The organism is Pseudomonas sp. FP597 (assembly GCF_030687435.1).
In the GTDB taxonomy this organism is placed as follows: Bacteria; Pseudomonadota; Gammaproteobacteria; order Pseudomonadales; family Pseudomonadaceae; genus Aquipseudomonas; species Aquipseudomonas lactucae.
In genome coordinates, this window is record NZ_CP117432.1 from 3,468,047 (window position 1) to 3,488,270 (window position 20,224).

Sequence of the window (20,224 nt, forward strand, 5' to 3'; positions counted from 1 at the left end):
GTGACCGTTTTTGGCGTAATCCAAGGCGCAATGGTCGACGCATCGGCTGCATAGCCTCAATCAGCAAGGCTCAAGACCCCGTCGGCGAATTTTTCTGGAGCCTCCTGGGGCACGTTGTGGCCGATGTTTTCCAGGATTTCCCGGCGATACGGCCCGATAAAATAAGCTGCGAATGGATCGTGCTCGACAGGTGGATCAACCGCATCGGCACCCCCCTCGAGAACCAATGAAGGCACCGCGATCTTGGGTTGCGCGGCAAGCCGGGATTCTATGTTCCGATAGGCTGGATCGCCTTCAACCAATCCGAAACGATGACGGTAGGAGTGTATTACCACGTCCACAAAGTCGTCGTTCTCAAACGCTGCGGCGGTTGTTTCAAACGCCTCCTGGGAGAACTCCCAGGTCGGCGACCACATGCGCCATAGCAAGCGGCAGAACGCCTTTCTGTTCGCGGTCAATCCAGCGCGACCACGGCTTGCGTGAAGGTAGTACTGGTACCAAAGAAGGTGCTCAGCCTCGGGGCAAACAGGTTGGTGCGCTTGAGCGATATCCTGAATACTGTAGCCACCGCAGCTCACCAAACCCTTTACCCGTTCCGGCCATAGCGCAGCGACGATGCAAGCCCCTCTTCCCCCCCAGTCATAACCTGCAAGTACAGCTTTTTCGATGTTCAGCGCGTCGAGAAAAGCCAGCAAGTCAGCGCCTATTGCCGCCTGCTCTCCAGAGCGCATTGTCTGTTTGGTCAGAAAGGTGGTGGGGCCATAACCCCGAAGGTAAGGCGTGAAACATCGCTTTCCAGCCGAGGCCAGGATTTGGGCGACATCATTGTAGGCATGCACGTCATAGGGGAAGCCGTGGAGCAACACGACGGGGGCTCCGTCTACCGGACCGACCTCCAGGTAGGCGATTTCCAAAACACCGGCTTTGACCGTTTTCATCATTCCCTCCTACAGAGCATCAGCGATTGAAAGGTTGGACAAAGAAAGCAAGCCCATGCTCAATGAATCGATAACCTCGCCTGTTTGCGGTGTCTTCACGCAGGGTAAAGAGGGGTAAAGGGGACGAATTTATTTATCCTTCTACTACCCTTGAGTATCGGCCTAGTTAAATAAATCGGTCCCGTTTATCGTACTTTTATCGGTATCAAGCGACGTAGTAGTTCATTTGTCCAGATTCAGTACATCATGCATCCGTAAGCCAATTATTCCCCGCAACCAAGCTGTGTGAAACTCCATTTCTTCCAGAGAAGTACCCTCAGCCAATCGATATTCGAACTCCTTGTCCCTCGGGCCCTGACACACGACGCTAAAATAGCCATCACGGTCATAACTGGCTAACACGTAAGGGCTAATACAAACAATATCGTCAAATGGCACCTGCACTTCGGTGGGTTTACGGCCGCGACGGGTGACAGTGAGGGTAAGCAGTTGTTGGTTTTCGTCGAACGTGAAGGCCAGCACTTTGGCGGCAGAGAAGATCCACGCAAAGACCAGCCCCATGAGCACAACACAACCAATCAGCATTAGAATGAGCGTCGACATTGTGAAACTCGACTCATCGCTGCTCGGTTCACCTTGCATCGCTTCAAACCCGAGAAGGAGCAAAATCGTCAGCACTAAGCCCGGCAACAACCATAGCACCACAAAGCAGAAACCCAGAATGGCCGCACCCGTGCTGCCAAAGGTCAGTAAATCCTGGCCGCGATGCCAAATAGGAGGATGGGCGGCGGAGCTTTCAGCGTTTGACGCGACTAGAGGCGCTGCCGCGCAGTGAGGTGGACGTTGACGATTCATCGAGCAGGCTCCAAGGGTGCTGCGTAGACATTACCACTACTGCCGGACAGTCTGACCCAGAGGCATCAGGCTTTTTCAAGCCCTCCCCAGCACCCCAAAAGCAAACGCCAGGCAATAAAGGGTAAAGGGGGAATTCTATTTTATGAGTCTTTACTGCAATAATGAGTATTGGCCTATTTAAATAAATCCGTCCCGTTTATCGTTCGTTTATCGTTGTCCCGTTTATCGTTTATCCCTTGGTCTGGCGCCGGGCATTTTGTTTCTAACGATCCCCTCCTCTGCTATGGTAACGCCCTCTGCACGCAATGGAAGCACCAAGGAATGGACTCATGGAAGACGCTGGCAATCGCCCTATTGGCATCGGTCAGCACACAGGCTGTATCAGGTGACAACGTCAACCCTGTCGCGGCAGGAATTTTTATCACAATTTCTTTGCCCACAATTTTAATTGGAGCGACCACATCTCTCACAACCGAGCCGCCAAAGATTTTCAAATCAGCCAAGACTGACGCACTGACGTTCGTTGGTTCCGACGGCGAGATTCGTGGCGCGAAGTTTGAGCAGGCCTCCCGGTACTACCGGTCGACGTATCCCTCTCCTCTCATGTCAGACATGCAACTGGCCCAAGCGATAGCTACGTCGCACTGAGAGGACCAAAGGGGACAGAATTATTTATCCTCAGTTATATTTTTGAGTCTTTACTACCGTTATGAGTATCGGCCTATTCAAATAAATTCGTCCCGCTTATCGAAACGCCTGGCAGCAATCAACTACAGGGTTTCCGGCCGCATATCCAATTCACGTGACGAGTCTCTTGAGGTGAAATCACAAGCGGCGCCTTGATTTCCAGTACGCCTGAACTATTTGTCAACGGCGCTGAGTCTCCCATCGATATCCTCTGGGCGGCCTTCATGATCCATCCGTCCACATTGGCATCACCGGTACCCTTGATCATGGTTACCTCAGGTGTACCGCTGTCTGATTTAAAACGATAAGCCAATGTCGCGTTCTTCACCGTACCCGTGGCATTGACCGCCTCGAACACTTCCCGAACCGCCAGACGGCGGCTTTGTTCGCCACGAAAGCCGCCAAACCAGAGGCGCTCATAGCGTTTCTCCTGCACCTCATTGAGCGATTGCACCGCTGTGCGCAATCGGTTCATTGCTTTCCATGCATCATCACCGCAATGTTCGCTCGCATCCAGATACAGTCCCAACGCGCCAGCTAAGTCGCGTGGCCCGCCTTTGCCTTCCTCCATCAATCGGCCAAGGAGCAAAACAGCATTCTTACCGGAGAGGCGATAAAGCTCGCGCGCCTTTGCGTAGTCCACCGGCTCGCCTTCACCACGCTCGGCCATCTGCCCCAAAAGAACATTACTGGCCGGGTTTAGCTTGCTGGATTCAACGAACAACGCTCGCGCCTTGCTGAAATTCTGATCCACACCATATCCACCCTCCTGATACATCTTGCCCAGCATTGCCTTGCACGTAGCATTGCCATAGTCCGCATACCGTTCGATGTAGCGCAGATTGGCGCGTTCAAAGGGTTTCTCACCGGCGATCATCATGCATCGAAAGCCAACGAGGGAAGAATCGTAATCGGCAGGTCGGCTCAGGCTCTGGCAGCCTGTGGTCAAGGTCAGAAGCAGCAGAAAAGACAGGGGTTTGATCATGCTTCCATGCCTCCGCAGAAAGGAATGAGGCATTATGCCACTACTCGGGCGTACGACTCGTATTCGCAATATTCATAAGGGGAAATTCCCTGAGTCCATATCTGGAAACGTAGAAAACCGACAGAGCACCCAAAACGAAAAAACCCGCCAAAAGGCGGGTTTTAAAGGGCTCCACGGACGTTACTGGCGGTCAGTGGAACAAAAGATGGTGCCCGAAGCCGGAATCGAACCGGCACGCCCTTACGAGCGGGGGATTTTAAGTCCCATGCGTCTACCAGTTTCGCCATTCGGGCGGCAGCGCGTGTTGCAGGGTTGGGAATATATAGATCCAGGCGCTTCGATGCAAGGATGCGGGGCAGCTTTCTTGAATCACCGAACGGGTGAAAAAGCTTGCTAGATCAGAGGGCTAGGTAAGCATCTGGAGGAATAGTCGCAGCCTCAATAGCCCGGCAGACCCTGGCGAAAATCCTCCTCGCGCTGCCCAGCGCACACTAAAATCCCGGCGCGAAGGCCGGGACCGTGGTTGCGCACTGCGCATCAATGCTCAGGATGTTCGCTCGTCACCGACTCGGCAGCCTCCACATCAGACATATCCTCTTCGAGCGGTGCTTCGTCGTCCGGCGGCAGTGGGATTTTATCCTCGTCATACCTCGGATCGTGCCCTGTCTCGTTGTCCGTATTGCGGGTCACCGCCTGTTGTGAAAGGTTTCCGGGGGCGTTCTTGTCGATATCCATGCTGGCTCTCCGTTCTGGGCTCGGAATATCCGCGCTTGACGATAAGAGTCGCCGAGTGACCGCAGGTGCCAAGGTTTAGACGAATGGCGTCCCCAACCCTCAACCGTTAACCGTCAGCCCGGAATACACCCCCACCGGCATCTTGTAACGGTGCGGTTGCTGTCGAGCCAACTGCGCCTGCACCTGCGCAACGGCTTCCAGCACGCGCTGGGCCCACTGTTTGTCTTGCGGATCGACCACGACCACGCGGAAACCGTGGTCATGGCCCTCAAGCTGCACGCCTTCGGAGTCATCGACGTGCAAGTCGATGTCGAACGCCGGCGGAAACTTCGATGGCGGGTTCGACAGCCCGCGCTCGGTGAGGGCCTGGTTATGCCGCACGCTGTTGACTACACCGTCGACGTGGATGCCGTACAGCAACAACCAACGTCGAATGTAGGACGGGGTGCGACCGGATGAGGTATAGACCCACACACTGCATCCCTGGCGACGCAGCTCACGCGTCAGCGAACGGGCGCCGTGGCGCAGTGGTTCGCCCAACCAACGATGCAGACAGGCCGGCAACCGGCTGTGTTCGGTCGCGCTGTGGTGAAGCTGGCAGGCCAGCGTGTCATCGATATCGAACGAAATACGGATACGCGGTCGCTTGAACGCGCGTTTGATTGTCTGCAACACCGAATACCTTCTCATCGATAACCGCCCTGATAGACGGACGCAGGCGTGTCGTGCAGGAAAAACTTCATGGGATCTGGAGCGTTATTCTCCAGGAACGCAGCATATTTTTTCTTGATCTTGGGCAACTCGTACAACGCCTTGACGCCATGCTTGGCGGAATTACGGATGACCGAGGACGGGTTGAAGTAGCCCTCGGCGTTATCCAGGGTCAGCACGAAAGGCGGCAACCCCTCGCGCATCAGCAGGTAACTGACGATCAGCGAGCCGCTGCGGTGATTGCCCTCGATGAACAACTGCGGCTTGCTGAGGCCCCGCACATAAACCCCCGCGGCACGCTTCCAGACCGATTCACTGTGATGCTTGCAGTACCAACTGTACAAATCCTTGATGCCGCCTTCAACGTTGTTGAAGAAGTGTTCTTCGGTCGCCGCCAGGTGCTGGGCGTATTCCTGCCGGCGTGCCGGGTTCTTGCCGCAGAGCACGGTGGCATTGATCTCCAGCATCAGGTTCAGCTGCTGAAGATCGAACAGGTCGACACCGCGCGCAACGTAGTCGTCAATCAGGGCATACCCCTCGAGCACGTTCTGCAGCACCTCGTCGGTCAATGGGTCGCGTGGCTCGGTAAAGTCCCGGCTGAGCGCGGCAAAGTGACGCTGGAGCTCACGCAGTGCGCGCTCAATAGCCGATAAGTCCAGACGACGTGTTGCAATCATCAGCTGAACTTACCGCTGATGTAGTCACCGGTCATTTGCTCGCGCGGGTTTTCGAAGATCTGCGCAGTGGGGCCCATCTCGACCAGATAGCCGGTGCGGGTGCCCTGGGAAATATCCACCGAGAAAAACGCCGTGGTGTCGGCCACGCGAATCGCCTGCTGCATGTTGTGGGTTACCAGCGCGATGGTGTAATCCTTCTTCAACTCCACCATCAGTTCTTCGACCCGGCGAGTGGCGATCGGGTCGAGTGCCGAGCACGGCTCATCCAGCAGCAAGACTTCCGGCTCGGTGGCAATAGCGCGAGCGATGCACAGACGTTGCTGCTGACCACCGGAGAGCGACAAGCCGCTGACCTTGAGCTTGTCCTTGACCTCGTCCCACAGCGCGGCGCCTTGCAGCGCATGTTTCACGCGGTCGCCCAAATCGCCCTTGTAGCGATTGAGGCGCAGGCCAAAGGCGACGTTATCGAAGATGCTCATCGAGAACGGGTTCGGCTGCTGGAACACCATGCCGATGTAGCGACGCACCACCACGGGATCGACGCCCTTGCCGTACACGTCCTGGCCGAGGAAGTGCACATGGCCCTCGAAGCGGAAGCCCTTGACGAGGTCATTCATGCGGTTGAGGCTGCGCAGCACGGTACTTTTGCCGCAACCGGAAGGCCCGATGAAGCCGGTGATCTTGTTCTTTTCGATAGGCACATGGCTGTCACGCACGGCCATGAAGTTGCCGTAGAAAATCTTGTCCAGCTTGCAGTCCATGACCACAGGCGACTGGGTAACAAACGGAGCGGCTATTTGCGCATTGGGTAAGTTCAAAATTCAGGTGCTCCCGTTCTTAATACTTGGGTTTGCCGAAAATACGGCTCACGACATTCACGACCAGCACGATCATCACCAACACCAGCGAGGCCGCCCAGGCGAGCTCAAGCTGATTGTCGAAGGGCATGCCGGAAAAGTTGTAGATCAGCACGGCAAGGGACGCCGTGGGATTCATGACAGCCAGGCTGCCGTCGTGGTAGATCCAGTAGTTGCTGAACAGCGCGGTGAACAACAGGGGCGCGGTTTCGCCGGCGGCGCGGGCCACGGCAAGCATGACGCCAGTGAGGATTGCGGGCATGCCGGTGGGCAGCACGATTTTCCAGATCACCTGCGAGCGGGTGCAGCCCATGCCGTAGGCGGCGTCCTTCATGATCTTGGGCACCATCCTCATCGACTCTTCGGCCGTCAGCACCACGATCGGCAGCATCAGCACGGCCAGCGCCACCCCACCTGCCGGGGCCGAGTAGGTCCCGGTGGTCATCACCACCAGCGCGTAGGCAAACACGCCGGCCAGGATCGACGGCAAGCCGGTGAGCATTTTGGCGGCGAAGCGCGATGCGTTCGCAAGCTTGCTGTCGGGCCCCAGCTCCGCCAGGAACACCGCTGCCAGGATGCCGACCGGTACGGCGATCGCCGCCGCGATACCGACCATGACAAAGGTGCCCGCCATGGCATTGCCGAAGCCGCCGCCCGTTTCGAAACCGGTGGGCGGCAACTCGGTAAACACCTCAAGGCTCAGGCGTGCACCGCCTCGGGTAATCAGCATATAAAGCACGGAGATCAGCGGCACGGCGGCCAGCAGTGCGCCGAACCAGACCAACGAGGTCAAGACCAGGCTGCGCAGGGCACGGCCTTCGAAGCGGCGCTGCAGGCTGGGCAGCGCGGCGGTAGGCGTGGAGAGGTTGGTCATTGTTTGGTCCCCCGCTGGGCGTAGAGCATGATCATCGAACCCGCGACATTGACCAGCAGCGTGATGAACATCAGCACCAACGCCGCATACATCAACACCTCGATCTCGTTCGGCCCGGCTTCGGGAAAGTTCAGCGCCAACAAGGCCGCCAGGGTATTGGCCGGGGCAAACAGGGAAAGGGAAATGTTGTTCGCATTACCCACCAGCATCGCCAGGGCCATGGTTTCACCCAGGGCGCGGCCCAGGCCCAACACCAGGGAGCCGAAGATGCCGGTCGCCGCCGAGGGCACCATCACCTTGAGAATCGCTTCCCAATGCGTCGTGCCCATGCCGTAGGCAGCCTGTTTGGTTTTCATCGGCACCGCGGTGAGCGCGTCCTGGGACACCGCCGCAATCGTCGGCAGGATCATGATCGCCAGTACCAGCGCGGCGGGCAGCAGGCCCGGCCCGCTCAGGGACGTGCCAAAAAACGGGATCCACCCAAGCTCGGTGTTCAACCAGGTCGTCAGCGGCCGAATGGCGGGGATCACTACGTAGATCCCCCACAGGCCGTAAACCACGCTGGGGATGGCCGCGAGCAATTCGACGATGGTGCGAAATACCGCAGCCAGCTTGGCGGGAAGAAAATCCTGAGTGAGGAAAATCGCCATGCTGACACCGAAGAAACCGGCGATCAGCAACGCGATAAAGGCACTGTACAGCGTGCCCCAGATTGCCGGCAGAATGCCGTACTTGCCTTGGTTAACGTCCCAGACACTGCCGAACAGCACATCAAAACCGTGCTTTTCCATACCTGGCAATGCCTTGCGCCCCACTTCGAACACCAGCGCGAAGACCAGCGCCAGCACCAGCACCACGCCGATGCGTGCAAGCGCACGGAAGGTGCGATCAACCATAAAGTCCTTGGTGGACGGCGGCTGGCACGCAGAGTCCGGGTTAACCGGTACGACAAAAGGAGTGTTCATGGGTTGATTCCGAAACAGGGAGGAAGCACGCCGGCATGGCTGACCGCCCATGCCGAGCGTGACCTGGCAAGCCTTACTTAATGTTGGCGGAAGCTTTGCGAACCTGATCGACTACCGAAGCTGGCAGAGGGATGTAGCCCATCGAGTCAGCGATTTTCTGACCTTCGGTCAGGCTGTACTCGACCATTTCCCGCATGGCTTTGGCCTTGGCCGGGTTGCCGTTGTCCTTGCGGAAGATCATCCAGGTGTAGGAGGTGATCGGGTAGGACTTGGCACCGTCCGGATCCGGCAGCCAGGCCACCAGGCTTTCCGGCATTTTCACCGCAGCCAGTGCTTCTGCACCGCTTTCGGCGTTCGGCACCACGTAGTGGCCGGCCTTGTTCTGCAACTGGGCGAAGTCAACCTTGGCCAGCTTGGCGAAACCGTATTCGATGTAGCCAATCGCGCCTGGGGTCTGGCGTACGGTGGCGGTCACGCCATCGTTCTTGGGCGACTTGATGAACTTGTCGGTGGCAGGCCAGTTGACGGTATTGCCTTCACCCATTGCTTCCTTGAAGCCAGGGTTGATGGCCGACAGGTGCTTGGTGAACACGGCGGTGGTGCCGCTGGAGTCGGCACGCACCACGACGGTGATCGGCGTATCGGTCAGTTTCAGGTCCGGGTTGGCGGCGACGATCTTGGGATCGTTCCACTTGGTGATTTTGCCCAGGAAGATGTCGGAGTACACGTCACGCGGCAGCTTCAGGCCCTTCGGGTTGCCCGGCAGGTTGTAGGCCAGCACGATTTCACCGGCGGTCATCGGCAGCAGTTGCACACCCTCGGCGACCTTGGCGATGTCTTCGTCTTTCATCGCCGAATCGCTGGCGGCGAAGTCGACGGTCTTGTTCAGAAAGTCCTGTACACCCGCCCCGCTCCCCTTGGACTGATAGTCAACGGTGACGCCCTCGGTTTTCTTGCTGAAATCCTTGAACCAGGTGAGGTAGATCGGCGCCGGGAAACTTGCGCCGGAACCGGTCAGGCGGATGCTTTCGGCAGCAAACACCGAAGTGGCACCCAGAGAAACCGCGACGGCGAGTGCAGCAGACTTCATCAGACGTTTCATTCAGGAGAATCCTAGTGATTTCGGGCTCCGGAACTCTGCAACAATCTTGTTACGGTTTTATGAACGTGGAGTGGCAAAACGCCGTGATGTGCTCTTCCAGCAACGCGATAGGAGTCTTTGAGGCGACGAGTTCGTAACAAATTGCGACCAAGAGCCCTGCCGCAGCGTCACCCGCGCAGGGCACTCCAGCGCCTGAAAGGCCGCGTGTTACATCGGGGTTGTGCTGACCACCCTCAGCGCCAGCCCTTCATAGGCGTCCAGATTGATGGTAAACACGCCCTCCTCCGTCAGGTCGCCTTCCACCCGCTCATTGATGATGTCCACCACCATCCCCGCCGCGATATCAGGCAGGTTCACGGTTTCGGTGATCGACGTGGCGCCGAAGTTCAGCGCGGTGATTTGCGTGCCTCTACCGGCCGGCAGTTCATGGACCATGATCAACAGTGCCGGGTTTTGCACATCCGGCACCAGGATCTGACGGCTGGCGGCGATGTCGTAGGCGCGGCGGACCGCGAGGATTTTTTGCAGTTGCGAGGCAAACGATTCGGGGTCCTGCAACTGACTGTTCAGGCTGCCATACAGGCTTTTCGAGCGCGGCATCTGCCCGGCGGACAATTCAGCGTCGGGGTTAAGGTCCACCAGGTCGTAGGCCCCGCGATGAATCCAGCGAGTGTCGCCGTCCTGCATCAAATGCGCGACGTCTTGCGCCGCCAGCGGCAAGGCCCCCACCAGGTCCCAGCCAGACAAGGCAAACACCCCCGGCTGCATGGCGTTGTACATCACCAGCAGTAAATGAATCTGGCGGATCTGCTGGATATCCGCCGGGGTGATCGCGTCGAGGTCCCGGATACCCAACGCCGCCGTGATGATGCTGGCCGTGGTGCACGACACGCCATTGGTCACGAACTTGAGGTTGTACGGTGCATGCTCGCCGGTCAGGCGCTCATACATCTGCTCGCGGATGTGCTCGCGCAGAATGTTGCCGGGGAACGTCTGGCCCTGGTACAGAAAGCTGTCATGGGCGTGCAGGGTCCAGAAGTGCACCAGCTCCAGCGTCAGTTCATCGTGGTTTTGCAGCGCATGGATCAGCGAGCCGGGGTCGATGCCCTGGCGATGCATTTCGCGCAGCATCAGGCGCAGGAACTCGGCATCGCCCATCAGCAGCGCATGCTGGTATGCGGGGCGGGTAATGAAGTCATAGGAGAGGTCGGCGCCGCCATGGGACATCGAGGCGATGTCATCCACCGTCAGGTTCAACTCCTGGAAGCTGAAGCCGCCCGCCTTGCGAATCGCCCCGCCGAGCAGTTGGTTACCGGTGATCGACAACGGGTGGCTCTCCGACCAGGCGGTGCCATCGAGCTTGCGTTCCACACCCAGGAAACCGTTGGCATCCAGGCGCAGGATCTTCGCGCCCATCACGTCGATGGCGTGCAGCGCATCGCCGATAATCATCTGTTGCGCGGCAAAGGTCGGGTCCAGCCAGTTGAGCGACGGCTGGCCTTCCTTGAAGTAATGCAGGTACACCCAGCGACGCGGCTTGCCATCCACGCCGATCACCACAGGCGTGGCGCTCCAGTCGGTTTCCTTGACGCCAGGCTCGAAGAAGATCACCCGTTGCAACTGGCCGACGATGTAGTGCTTGTCGCGCAGTGCATCCACCTGCAATGGGCTGAGGTTCTGCGCATCGCGCCCCTCGGCCACTTCGGGCAGCAGTGGCCAGTCTTCCTCGCGGATCTCAACCATGTGGTAGAGACCGGGGTAATCCTCATACGCCATCTCGGCCAGGCGGAAATCCGCGCCCTTGCCGGTATGGGACGGGATCACATCGTCAATGATCACCGCATTGTGCGCCGCCGCCATGCGCGTCAACGCCTGCAGTTGCGCCTCGGTGCCCAGTTGCGGGTCGATCTCGAAGCTGATGCGGTCGAAATTGCCGTCGATGGTCGGCGTGTGCCGCGTGCCGTTCAGGCCGCCGGACTTTTTCAGCGGGCCGTTATGAATGCCCTGGATGCCGATCTTCGACAGGGCGTGCCACAGGCTTTCATCCCCCAGCGCCTCCAGCACCGTGCCGCCTTCGCGCGTCACGATCGACGCCGGGTACGCGGTAAACCACACCGACGACAACGCCGAAGCATCCCGCGGCCGCGTCTGCGCAAAAGGCTGTTGCCACAACCGGCCCTGCCCGGAATAGAGCTTGGCGCGCTGGCGTGCCGCATGCAGCATCGATTGCTCCACCAGCCAGTTCACATGGTTGTTTTCAGCCGCGGTCATAAGCTTGGTACCTGTCGTTGTGAAACGTTGCTCGTAGACATATGAGGGGGACGCGGGCCATTCGTTGCATTGCAATGGCGACAGCTAGGCCAATCCTTGTGTCGCCTGGCGATACTGACGCGGTGTAAACCCAGTGGAAGCCTTGAACTGCCGCGTAAACGCACTGTGGTCGGTATACCCGCACTGCAACGCCACCTCGGTGATCGGCAGGTCGCTGTGCAGCAAGCGATGGGCCTGTTCCAGCCGTACCTTCTGGATCATTTGCCGGGGAGTGAGGTGGAACACGCGCTTGCAGTAACGCTCCAGTTGCGCCACGGAAATACCGGCGATGCGCGTCAGTTCGCCGAGGGTGACACGGCGGGTGAAGTGGGTGCGGATGTACTCGTCCACCGCCGCCAGCCGCTGATACGCCGGGTGGGTTTCGCTCGCCGATTGCAGGTCTACGGAGATACCCGCCAGGCCGATGATGCGACCTTCAGGGTCGTACAGCGGCCATTTGTGGGTCAGGCACCAGCCGGGTTCGCGGGTGCCGTACAGATGCAGTTCCAACTGGTCTTCGAGCACCAGACCTTGCTCCAGCACGCGGCGGTCCTGCTCGGTATAACCCGGCCCCAGTTGCGCCGGGAACACTTCGGCGCTGGTCTTGCCCAGCAGCGGTTGCAGCTGTTTGAGGCCGCAGCGTTGCACCAGGGTGCGGTTGGCGAGGACGTAACGGGCGTCCAGGTCCTTGATGAAGATGGCCGCATTGGGAATCACATCCAGCATCGGCAACAGCTGCACCATACCGGCCACTAACTGCTCGACGCTGTGGGGGCGCGTCGTCTCGCTGCCTTGGCAAAGGCTCGCAAATGCGCTGTGCATCATCACTGTGTACCCCCTGCTGATTCCCTCGACGCGTAGCAGATTGCCCGATGCCCAGGACGCTGTCGAGCGACGCACACTGTGCTGAATTCGTCATCAATGCCGGCCAAAAACATCAATCGCCACAGGGTTTGCGCCTTCAGGATAGGACCACTGCATGCCTGTCCAATAACTCACAAGAAGGCGACGCTATGTCAGCTCAAGGCAAGTTCAAGAAACAGCTTTCATTGATGGACCTGACCTTCATCGGGTTGGGTGCCATCTTCGGTTCCGGGTGGCTGTTCGCGGCCAGCCACGTCTCCGCAATCGCCGGCCCCGCCGGGATTATTTCGTGGTTGATCGGTGGTTTCGCCGTGCTGTTGCTCGGTATCGTCTACTGCGAACTGGGCGCGGCGTTGCCCCGCGCCGGTGGCGTGGTGCGTTACCCGGTGTACTCCCACGGCCCGCTGCTGGGTTACCTGATGGGCTTTATCACGCTGATCGCGTTTTCCAGCCTGGTGGCGATTGAAGTGGTCGCCTCGCGCCAATATGCAGCGGCCTGGTTTCCCGAGTTGACCAAGGCCGGTTCCAGCGACCCGACCGCTCTGGGCTGGCTGCTGCAGTTCGCCCTGCTCTGTGTGTTTTTTATCCTCAATTACCGCAGCGTGAAGACCTTCGCCATCGCCAATAACCTGGTGAGCGTGTTCAAGTTCATCGTGCCGCTGCTGGTGATCGGTGTGCTGTTCACCTTCTTCAAACCGGCGAATTTCCAGGCGCACGGGTTTGCGCCGTTCGGGATGTCGGGGATCGAAATGGCCGTCTCGGCCGGTGGGGTGATTTTTGCTTACCTGGGCCTTACGCCGATCATCTCGGTGGCCAGTGAAGTGAAGAACCCGCAGCGCACGATTCCGATTGCGTTGATCCTCTCGGTACTGTTGTCGACCGCCATCTACGTGCTGCTGCAAACCGCATTCCTCGGCGGCGTGCCTACAGAGATGCTCGCCAACGGCTGGGCCGGAATCAGCAAGGAACTGGCGTTGCCCTATCGCGATATCGCCCTGGCATTGGGCGTGGGCTGGCTGGCCTACCTGGTGGTGGCCGATGCGGTGATCTCGCCCAGCGGCTGCGGCAATATCTACATGAACGCCACGCCACGTGTGGTGTATGGCTGGGCGCAGACCGGTACGTTCTTCAAGATCTTTACGCGCATCGATGAAAAATCCGGCATCCCGCGCCCGGCGCTGTGGCTGACCTTTGGCTTGTCGGTATTCTGGACCCTGCCGTTTCCGTCGTGGGAAGCGCTGATCAATGTGGTGTCCGCCGCACTGATCCTCAGCTACGCCGTGGCCCCGGTGACCGTCGCCGCGCTGCGCCGCAATGCGCCACAGATGGCGCGGCCGTTCCGGGTCAAGGGCATGGCAGTGCTGGGTCCGCTGTCGTTCATCATCGCCGCGCTGATTGTGTATTGGTCCGGCTGGAGCACGGTGTCGTGGCTGCTCGGCCTGCAGATCCTGATGTTCGCGGTATACCTGCTGTGCGCACGCTGGGTGCCGACAGCGCAGGTCAACCTCAAACAACAAGTGCGCTCGTCGGCCTGGCTGATCGGCTTTTACGCAGTGACTATCCTGCTGTCCAAGCTCGGCAGTTTTGGCGGTACCGGCGTGATCAGCCACCCATTCGACACGCTGGTGGTCGCGATCTGCGCGCTGGGCATCTACTACTGGGGCGCGGCCACCGGCGTACCGGCGCACCTGGTGCAACTGGAGCATGAAGCCGATGAAAGTGAAGCCGTCGACGAACCCCGTGCCAGCGCCCCGCTGTCGCCTGCTACCCACTGATTGGAGCTCGTTATGAAGCGACTGCATGTGATCGACTCCCACACCGGCGGCGAACCCACGCGCCTGGTACTGGACGGATTCCCCGACCTCAAGGGCGCGACCATCGCCGACCAGCTCGACACCCTGCGCACCGAGCACGATCAATGGCGCCGCGCCTGCCTGCTGGAACCGCGTGGCAACGATGTGCTGGTCGGCGCGCTGTACTGCGCGCCTGTCACGCCGGGGGCCACCTGCGGGGTGATCTTCTTCAACAACGCCGGTTACCTGGGCATGTGCGGCCACGGCACCATCGGCCTGATCGCATCGTTGCACCACTTGGGGCGCATCCAACCCGGCGTGCATACCCTCGACACCCCGGTGGGCTCGGTGGCGGCCACCTTGCACGAAGATGGAGCCGTCACCCTGCGCAACGTGCCCGCCTATCGCTATCGCCAGCATGTGCCGGTGCAGGTGCCTGGCCATGGCACGGTGCATGGCGATATTGCCTGGGGCGGTAACTGGTTTTTCCTGGTGTCCGAGCATGGCAAGACGCTGGACATGAATCATGTCGACGCCCTCACCGATTACACCTGGGCGATGCTCAAGGCCCTGGAAGATCAGGGCATCGGTGGCGCGGACGGTGCGCTGATCGACCATATCGAACTGTTCGCCGACGATGCCCACGCCGACAGCCGCAACTTCGTAATGTGCCCCGGCAAGGCCTACGACCGCTCCCCCTGCGGCACCGGCACCAGCGCCAAACTGGCATGCCTGGCCGCCGACGGCAAACTGGCCGAGGGTGAAACCTGGGTACAGGCCAGCATCACCGGCAGCCAGTTCGAAGGCCGTTTCGAGTGGGACGGCGAACGCGTCATCCCCTCGATTACCGGCCGCGCCTACATGACCGCCGACAGCACTTTGCTGATCGACGAGCAAGACCCTTTTGCCTGGGGCATTTGAGCCCCCTCTCTTTGATTGAACGGAGTTAGAACCATGAGCGACAACATCTTCACCGGTTGCATCCCCGCGCTGATGACCCCTTGCACCGCCGCGCGCAAGCCGGACTTCGATGCACTGGTCGCCAAGGGCCGCGAGTTGATCGATATCGGCATGAGCGCCGTGGTGTATTGCGGCTCCATGGGTGACTGGCCGTTGCTCAGCGAGGCCGAGCGCCAGGAAGGCGTGGCACGCCTGGTGGCGGCCGGCGTGCCGACCATCGTCGGTACCGGTGCGGTGAACAGCCGCGAAGCGGTGGCCCATGCAGCCCATGCGGCCAAGGTTGGTGCCCACGGCCTGATGGTGATTCCACGCGTGCTGTCCCGGGGTGCTTCGGCGACCGCGCAAAAGGCGCACTTCTCGGCGATCCTCAAGGCCGCCCCTGACCTGCCGGCCGTGATCTACAACAGCCCGTACTACGGCTTCGCCACCCGCGCCGATCTGTTCTTCGAACTGCGCCGCGAACACTCGAACCTGATCGGCTTCAAGGAGTTCGGCGGTGGTGCCGACCTGCGCTACGCCGCCGAACACATCACCTCCCAGGACGATAACGTGACCCTGATGGTCGGCGTCGACACTCAGGTGGTGCACGGCTTCGTCAACTGCAACGCCACCGGCGCCATCACCGGCATCGGCAATGCGTTGCCGCGCGAAGTGCTGCAACTGGTGGCCCTGAGCAAACAGGCGGCCAAGGGCGATGCCAAGGCCCGGCGCCAGGCGCGGGAGCTGGAGGCTGCGCTGGCAGTGCTGTCGTCGTTCGATGAAGGCTGCGACCTGGTGCTGTATTACAAGCACTTGATGGTGCTCAATGGCGACAAGGGCTACGAGCTGCACTTCAATGAAACCGACGTGCTCAGCGACGCCCAGCGCCGGTATGCCGAGACCCAGTACGCGCTGTTCCGCCAGTGGTACGCCAACTGGTCGACCGAGCAGAACGTCGACTGACTGTTTAAGCGCCGCTGTGCGGTTCACAGCGGCCCACCCTCTTTTTTCAGGACGACCCCATGACTTTGACGGGCACGATGCTGATCGGTCAGCACTCCCTCAGCGGCAATCGCGAAGCGATCCGAGCCATCAACCCCACCACCGGCGAGCCCCTGGAACCGGCCTACGCCGGTGGCGGCGCCGAGCATGTCGAACAGGCCTGCGCCTTGGCGTGGGCGGCGTTTGATAGCTACCGCGAAACCTCGCTGGAGGTGCGCGCCACGTTTCTCGAGACCATCGCCACGCAGATCGAGGCCCTGGGCGATGAGTTGATCGAGCGCGCCGTCGCCGAAACCGGCCTGCCACGCCCACGTATCCAGGGCGAACGCGGGCGTACCTGCGGGCAATTGCGTACCTTTGCACGCACCGTCCGCGCCGGCGAATGGCTGGATGTTCGCGTCGACAGCGCCCAGCCCGAGCGCCAGCCGCTGCCCCGTGGTGATCTGCGTCAGCGCCACATCGCGCTGGGGCCGGTGGCGGTGTTTGGGGCCAGCAACTTCCCGCTGGCGTTTTCCGTGGCCGGCGGCGATACCGCCTCGGCGCTGGCCGCCGGTTGCCCGGTCATCGTCAAGGCCCATGGCGCCCACCCAGGTACCAGTGAGCTGGTTGGCCGGGCCGTGGCGTTGGCGGTCAAGACCTGCGGCTTGCCGGATGGGGTGTTTTCTCTGCTCTACGACAGCGGCTACGCACTCGGTGTGGCACTGGTCAGCGATCCACGCATCAAGGCCGTGGGTTTTACCGGCTCGCGCAGAGGCGGCATCGCGCTGACCCAGGCGGCGCAAGCGCGGCCGGAACCGATCCCGGTGTATGCGGAGATGAGCTCGATCAACCCGGTGTACCTGTTTCCCGCAGCGTTGGAGGCGCGGGCTGAAGCGCTCGCTCAAGGGTTTATGACGTCATTGACCCAAGGCGCGGGCCAGTTCTGCACCAACCCCGGATTGGTGATTGCCATTCAAGGGCGCGGCCTGGATCGCTTCATCAGTGCCGCCCGCGAACAACTGCCGCACTGCGCCGCGCAAACCATGCTCACCCCCGGCATCTTCAGTGCCTATGCCGCGGGTATCAGCGCATTGAGCGAACACGCCCACCTCGCTGCGAAAGGCTTGGCGGCCGACGGCCCCAATCAGGGCCAGGCGCATCTGTTCGTGACTCAGGCCAGCGCGTTCCTGGGCAATGAGCAATTGCAGGCCGAAGTGTTCGGTGCGGCCTCGTTGATTGTGCAGTGCGCGGATGCCGACGAAGTCCGCCGGGTGTCCGAGCACCTGGAAGGCCAGCTCACCGCGACCCTGCATCTGGATGCAGACGACGTGTCCAGCGCCAGAGCGCTGTTGCCCGTACTTGAACGCAAGGCCGGCCGCCTGCTCGTGAACGGTTGGCCGACCGGGGTGGAAGTGTGTGACGCCATGGTCCATGGCGGGCCCTACCCCGCCACATCGGACTCACGCAGCACCTCGGTGGGCACGGCCGCCATCCAGCGCTTCCTGCGTCCGGTGTGCTACCAGGACTTCCCGGATGCGTTGTTGCCCGAGGCGCTCCAGCACGGCAACCCGTTGCTGCTGCGGCGCTTGCTCGACGGCCAGAGGGAGGCATAGGCCATGGCCGAAGATTTCGTCGTGGTCGGCGCCGGTATTATCGGCGTCGCCTGCGCCTTGCAGTTGGCGCGCCAGGGCCGGCACGTCGTGGTGCTCGACCAGCAGGAGCCGGGAATGGGGGCCTCCTATGGCAACGCTGGGCACCTGGCGACCGAACAGGTGTTTCCCATTGCCGACCTGTCAATCCTCAAGCGCTTGCCCGCGATGCTATTGGACCCCATGGGCCCGCTGCGCCTGGACTGGAAATACCTGCCCCGTGCTCTGCCCTGGTTTGTCCGCCTGTTGCTGAACCTGCGCCCGGCCCGCTACCAACGCACCGTCGCGGGTATTCGCGCGCTCAATGAAGATAGCCTCGGCGCCTGGCGGCGCTTGTTGGCCAGCATTGATCGGCCGGGGCTGCTGCACGAAGACGGCTCGCTGCTGGTGTTCGAGCGAGCGGACTCGCGCCCCGCCCTGGAGGCCCTGCAACAGCGCATGTGGCAACAGCGTGTGCCGGTGGATTTCTGGTCCGCCGAAGCCGTGCGCAAGGCCGCGCCGCAGTTGAGCGAGCAGATCCAGGGTGGGCTGTTTTTCCCGGCGACGGGTCACTTTCTCGATCCTTACCAGACACTCTGCGAACTGGTGGAGGCAGCCAAAGCCAGCGGTGTGCAATTTCTCACGCGCCAGGTGCGCGATGCCCGGGTTGACGCTGAGGGCGTGGTATTGAGCACCGACCAGGGCCAGCTCACCGCGCGCCAGGTGCTGATCGCCTGCGGCGCCCATTCGGCCAGGCTCACGTCGGCCCTGACTGGTAAAAAAATCCCGCTGGACACCGAACGCGGGTACCACCTGATGCTGCCCCATGAACATCAGCGCCTGCCGTTTGCCGTCACCTCGTTTGAACGCAAGTTCATCATGACCCCCATGACCGGCGGCCTGCGCCTGGCCGGCACCGTGGAATTCGCCGGCCTTGACCGTCCGGCGAACATGGCCCGCGCCTGGCAGTTGCATCGGTTGAGCAAGGGGTTGTTTGGTGAAGACCTGAACCCGCAAGGCGCCACGCCGTGGATGGGTTTCAGACCCTCGCTGCCGGATTCACTGCCGGTGATTGATCGGGTGTGTGAGGGAAAGGTGTTACTTGCGTTCGGGCATCAGCACCTGGGATTGACGCAGGCGGCGGTGACGGCGGAAAGGATCGGGCAACTGGTGTCGACCGGCACGGATTTACCGGAGCCTGGGCGGTATCGACTGGATCGTTTTTGAACAAGGGGGACAGCTGAGCGGCTGATGCAGATGTGGGAGCTGTCGAGCCCCGGCGAGGCTGCGATGGCGGCGGCATTGCCAACCTATTTATCGCCTGACACTCCGCCATCGCGGCCTCGCTAAAGCTCGTGCGCTCCCACAGGGTTTGCGCTAGCGCTCAATAGCGCATCAGCCATTCCCTCGATTTCATCCTGCATGCACAGTTTGCTTATCCAAGCATCAGGAATAGCGTGAGCCCCATAGTAAGCTCCAGCCAATTGCCCGACGATCGCTGCGGTAGTATCAGCGTCATCACCCAGGTTTGCCGCTGCAAGCACCGCCTCGGCAAAACTGCCCGTGTGATGGAAACACCACAAGGCCGCTTCCAAAGATGCGACCGAATACCCTGTTCCATTAATCTCATCCATCGACTTAGCGCGATACTCACCGCGCGCGATGGCGATCACTTTGGGCTCAGACAGTTCTGTGCTGCAAAAACGCAACACCTCGTCCTTCGAATCCCCGCGCAGCGCATTGCTGATCGCTTGCGCAAGCACCAGACAACATTCGAGCGCCTCTTGCGCCGCGTGGGTAGTTCGCGAACTCTGGAGCGTGAATGTGCGGATATTTTCAATGTCTGGAAAGTAAAACAGCACCACCGGCGCCAGACGCATCATCGAACCATTGCCGGCCGAATACGGGTGCGTTGAACCTGCAAACGGATCGCCAGTGGCCTCAAAGGTCGCCAGCGCCTGGCGAACCGTCAGGCCGATATCAAAACAATCACCGGTGGAGCTCAGGTAGCCCCATTTCCACCAGTTCAGATATCGCGCCATCTGATCCCTTGCGTCAAAACCACCTTTTTGCACCAGACTTTCCGCGAGACACAGCGCCATCGAGGTGTCGTCTGTCCACTGGCCTGGCTTAAGGTTGAATGGCCCTCCTCCGACCATGTCGGTAAGCGGCGTGAAGGCGCCACGTGGCATGAACTCGACAGTGGTACCGACTGCATCGCCGCAGGCCAAGCCCAGCAGGCTGCCGCGATAACGATCCGAAAACGTAAGAGACATCTGTCCTCCTTGAAAAGTCATGCCGCTATACCGGCGTCAGCCACCAC

19 protein-coding genes and 1 tRNA gene are annotated in these 20,224 nt (G+C 60.4%); 6 read left to right on the forward strand and 14 right to left on the reverse strand.

Annotation, left to right across the window (positions count from 1 at the left end; genetic code table 11):
- Positions 1-56 precede the first annotated feature (56 nt).
- Complete coding sequence (locus PSH66_RS15880) at positions 57-941, reverse strand: alpha/beta fold hydrolase (RefSeq protein ID WP_305427187.1); 885 nt, start codon at positions 939-941, stop codon at positions 57-59.
- A 219-nt stretch (positions 942-1,160) separates the two neighbouring features.
- Complete coding sequence (locus PSH66_RS15885; RefSeq protein WP_003174049.1) at positions 1,161-1,793, reverse strand: hypothetical protein; 633 nt, start codon at positions 1,791-1,793, stop codon at positions 1,161-1,163.
- 321 nt (positions 1,794-2,114) lie between these two features.
- Between PSH66_RS15885 and PSH66_RS15890 the strand changes: the two genes are divergently transcribed.
- Positions 2,115-2,441, forward strand: a complete 327-nt coding sequence (locus tag PSH66_RS15890) for a DUF2388 domain-containing protein (protein WP_042944715.1) — start codon at positions 2,115-2,117, stop codon at positions 2,439-2,441.
- 118 nt (positions 2,442-2,559) lie between these two features.
- Here the strand turns inward: PSH66_RS15890 and PSH66_RS15895 are convergent, their stop codons facing one another.
- From PSH66_RS15895 to PSH66_RS15945, 11 genes are all read right to left on the reverse strand, one after another.
- The gene (locus PSH66_RS15895) at positions 2,560-3,465 is read right to left on the reverse strand and encodes a tetratricopeptide repeat protein (RefSeq protein WP_305427188.1); all 906 of its coding nucleotides are present in this window, start codon (positions 3,463-3,465) and stop codon (positions 2,560-2,562) included.
- Between the two features lie 206 nt (positions 3,466-3,671).
- Positions 3,672-3,758 (reverse strand) — tRNA-Leu (locus PSH66_RS15900).
- A gap of 244 nt (positions 3,759-4,002) precedes the next feature.
- Positions 4,003-4,200: a hypothetical protein gene (locus PSH66_RS15905; RefSeq protein ID WP_305427189.1), complete on the reverse strand. Its 198-nt coding sequence runs from the start codon at positions 4,198-4,200 to the stop codon at positions 4,003-4,005.
- 99 nt (positions 4,201-4,299) lie between these two features.
- Entirely contained in the window at positions 4,300-4,890 is a 591-nt protein-coding gene (locus tag PSH66_RS15910) for a hypothetical protein (RefSeq protein ID WP_003174153.1), read from the reverse strand.
- Positions 4,887-5,588 (reverse strand): hypothetical protein, encoded by a 702-nt coding sequence (locus PSH66_RS15915; RefSeq protein WP_003174154.1) that lies wholly within the window; start codon positions 5,586-5,588, stop codon positions 4,887-4,889. The genes PSH66_RS15910 and PSH66_RS15915 overlap by 4 nt, the downstream gene beginning before the upstream one ends.
- Positions 5,588-6,349 carry a phosphate ABC transporter ATP-binding protein PstB gene (gene pstB / locus PSH66_RS15920; RefSeq protein ID WP_010210300.1) on the reverse strand — a complete coding sequence of 254 codons (762 nt, stop codon included), beginning with the start codon at positions 6,347-6,349 and terminating at the stop codon, positions 5,588-5,590. Before pstB ends, PSH66_RS15915 begins: the two co-directional genes overlap by 1 nt.
- A gap of 76 nt (positions 6,350-6,425) precedes the next feature.
- Entirely contained in the window at positions 6,426-7,319 is an 894-nt protein-coding gene (pstA, locus tag PSH66_RS15925) for a phosphate ABC transporter permease PstA (RefSeq protein ID WP_003174156.1), read from the reverse strand.
- On the reverse strand, positions 7,316-8,284 hold the full coding sequence (pstC, locus tag PSH66_RS15930; RefSeq protein ID WP_003174157.1) for a phosphate ABC transporter permease subunit PstC: 969 nt from the start codon (positions 8,282-8,284) through the stop codon (positions 7,316-7,318). The genes pstA and pstC overlap by 4 nt, the downstream gene beginning before the upstream one ends.
- A gap of 73 nt (positions 8,285-8,357) precedes the next feature.
- Positions 8,358-9,386 carry a phosphate ABC transporter substrate-binding protein PstS gene (gene pstS, locus PSH66_RS15935; protein ID WP_003174158.1) on the reverse strand — a complete coding sequence of 343 codons (1,029 nt, stop codon included), beginning with the start codon at positions 9,384-9,386 and terminating at the stop codon, positions 8,358-8,360.
- 207 nt (positions 9,387-9,593) lie between these two features.
- Positions 9,594-11,657, reverse strand: coding sequence for a maltose alpha-D-glucosyltransferase (gene treS / locus PSH66_RS15940; RefSeq protein ID WP_078733337.1), 2,064 nt, complete (start codon positions 11,655-11,657; stop codon positions 9,594-9,596).
- Between the two features lie 84 nt (positions 11,658-11,741).
- Positions 11,742-12,521, reverse strand: coding sequence for an AraC family transcriptional regulator (locus PSH66_RS15945; protein WP_305427190.1), 780 nt, complete (start codon positions 12,519-12,521; stop codon positions 11,742-11,744).
- A gap of 188 nt (positions 12,522-12,709) precedes the next feature.
- On the opposite strand from PSH66_RS15945, the gene PSH66_RS15950 reads away from it, so the two are divergent.
- From PSH66_RS15950 to PSH66_RS15970, 5 genes are read left to right on the forward strand one after another with little or no spacing between them, the layout of a single operon-like run.
- On the forward strand, positions 12,710-14,335 hold the full coding sequence (locus tag PSH66_RS15950) for an APC family permease (protein WP_141063899.1): 1,626 nt from the start codon (positions 12,710-12,712) through the stop codon (positions 14,333-14,335).
- A 12-nt stretch (positions 14,336-14,347) separates the two neighbouring features.
- Positions 14,348-15,274, forward strand: a complete 927-nt coding sequence (locus PSH66_RS15955; protein WP_305427191.1) for a 4-hydroxyproline epimerase — start codon at positions 14,348-14,350, stop codon at positions 15,272-15,274.
- 33 nt (positions 15,275-15,307) lie between these two features.
- Entirely contained in the window at positions 15,308-16,255 is a 948-nt protein-coding gene (locus PSH66_RS15960) for a dihydrodipicolinate synthase family protein (RefSeq protein ID WP_305427192.1), read from the forward strand.
- A gap of 59 nt (positions 16,256-16,314) precedes the next feature.
- On the forward strand, positions 16,315-17,886 hold the full coding sequence (locus PSH66_RS15965) for an aldehyde dehydrogenase (NADP(+)) (RefSeq protein ID WP_305427193.1): 1,572 nt from the start codon (positions 16,315-16,317) through the stop codon (positions 17,884-17,886).
- Between the two features lie 3 nt (positions 17,887-17,889).
- Positions 17,890-19,128: an FAD-binding oxidoreductase gene (locus PSH66_RS15970; RefSeq protein WP_305427194.1), complete on the forward strand. Its 1,239-nt coding sequence runs from the start codon at positions 17,890-17,892 to the stop codon at positions 19,126-19,128.
- A gap of 119 nt (positions 19,129-19,247) precedes the next feature.
- Here PSH66_RS15970 and PSH66_RS15975 read toward each other — a convergent pair whose 3' ends face one another.
- Complete coding sequence (locus tag PSH66_RS15975) at positions 19,248-20,177, reverse strand: ADP-ribosylglycohydrolase family protein (RefSeq protein WP_003174166.1); 930 nt, start codon at positions 20,175-20,177, stop codon at positions 19,248-19,250.
- Positions 20,178-20,224: the final 47 nt, after the last annotated feature.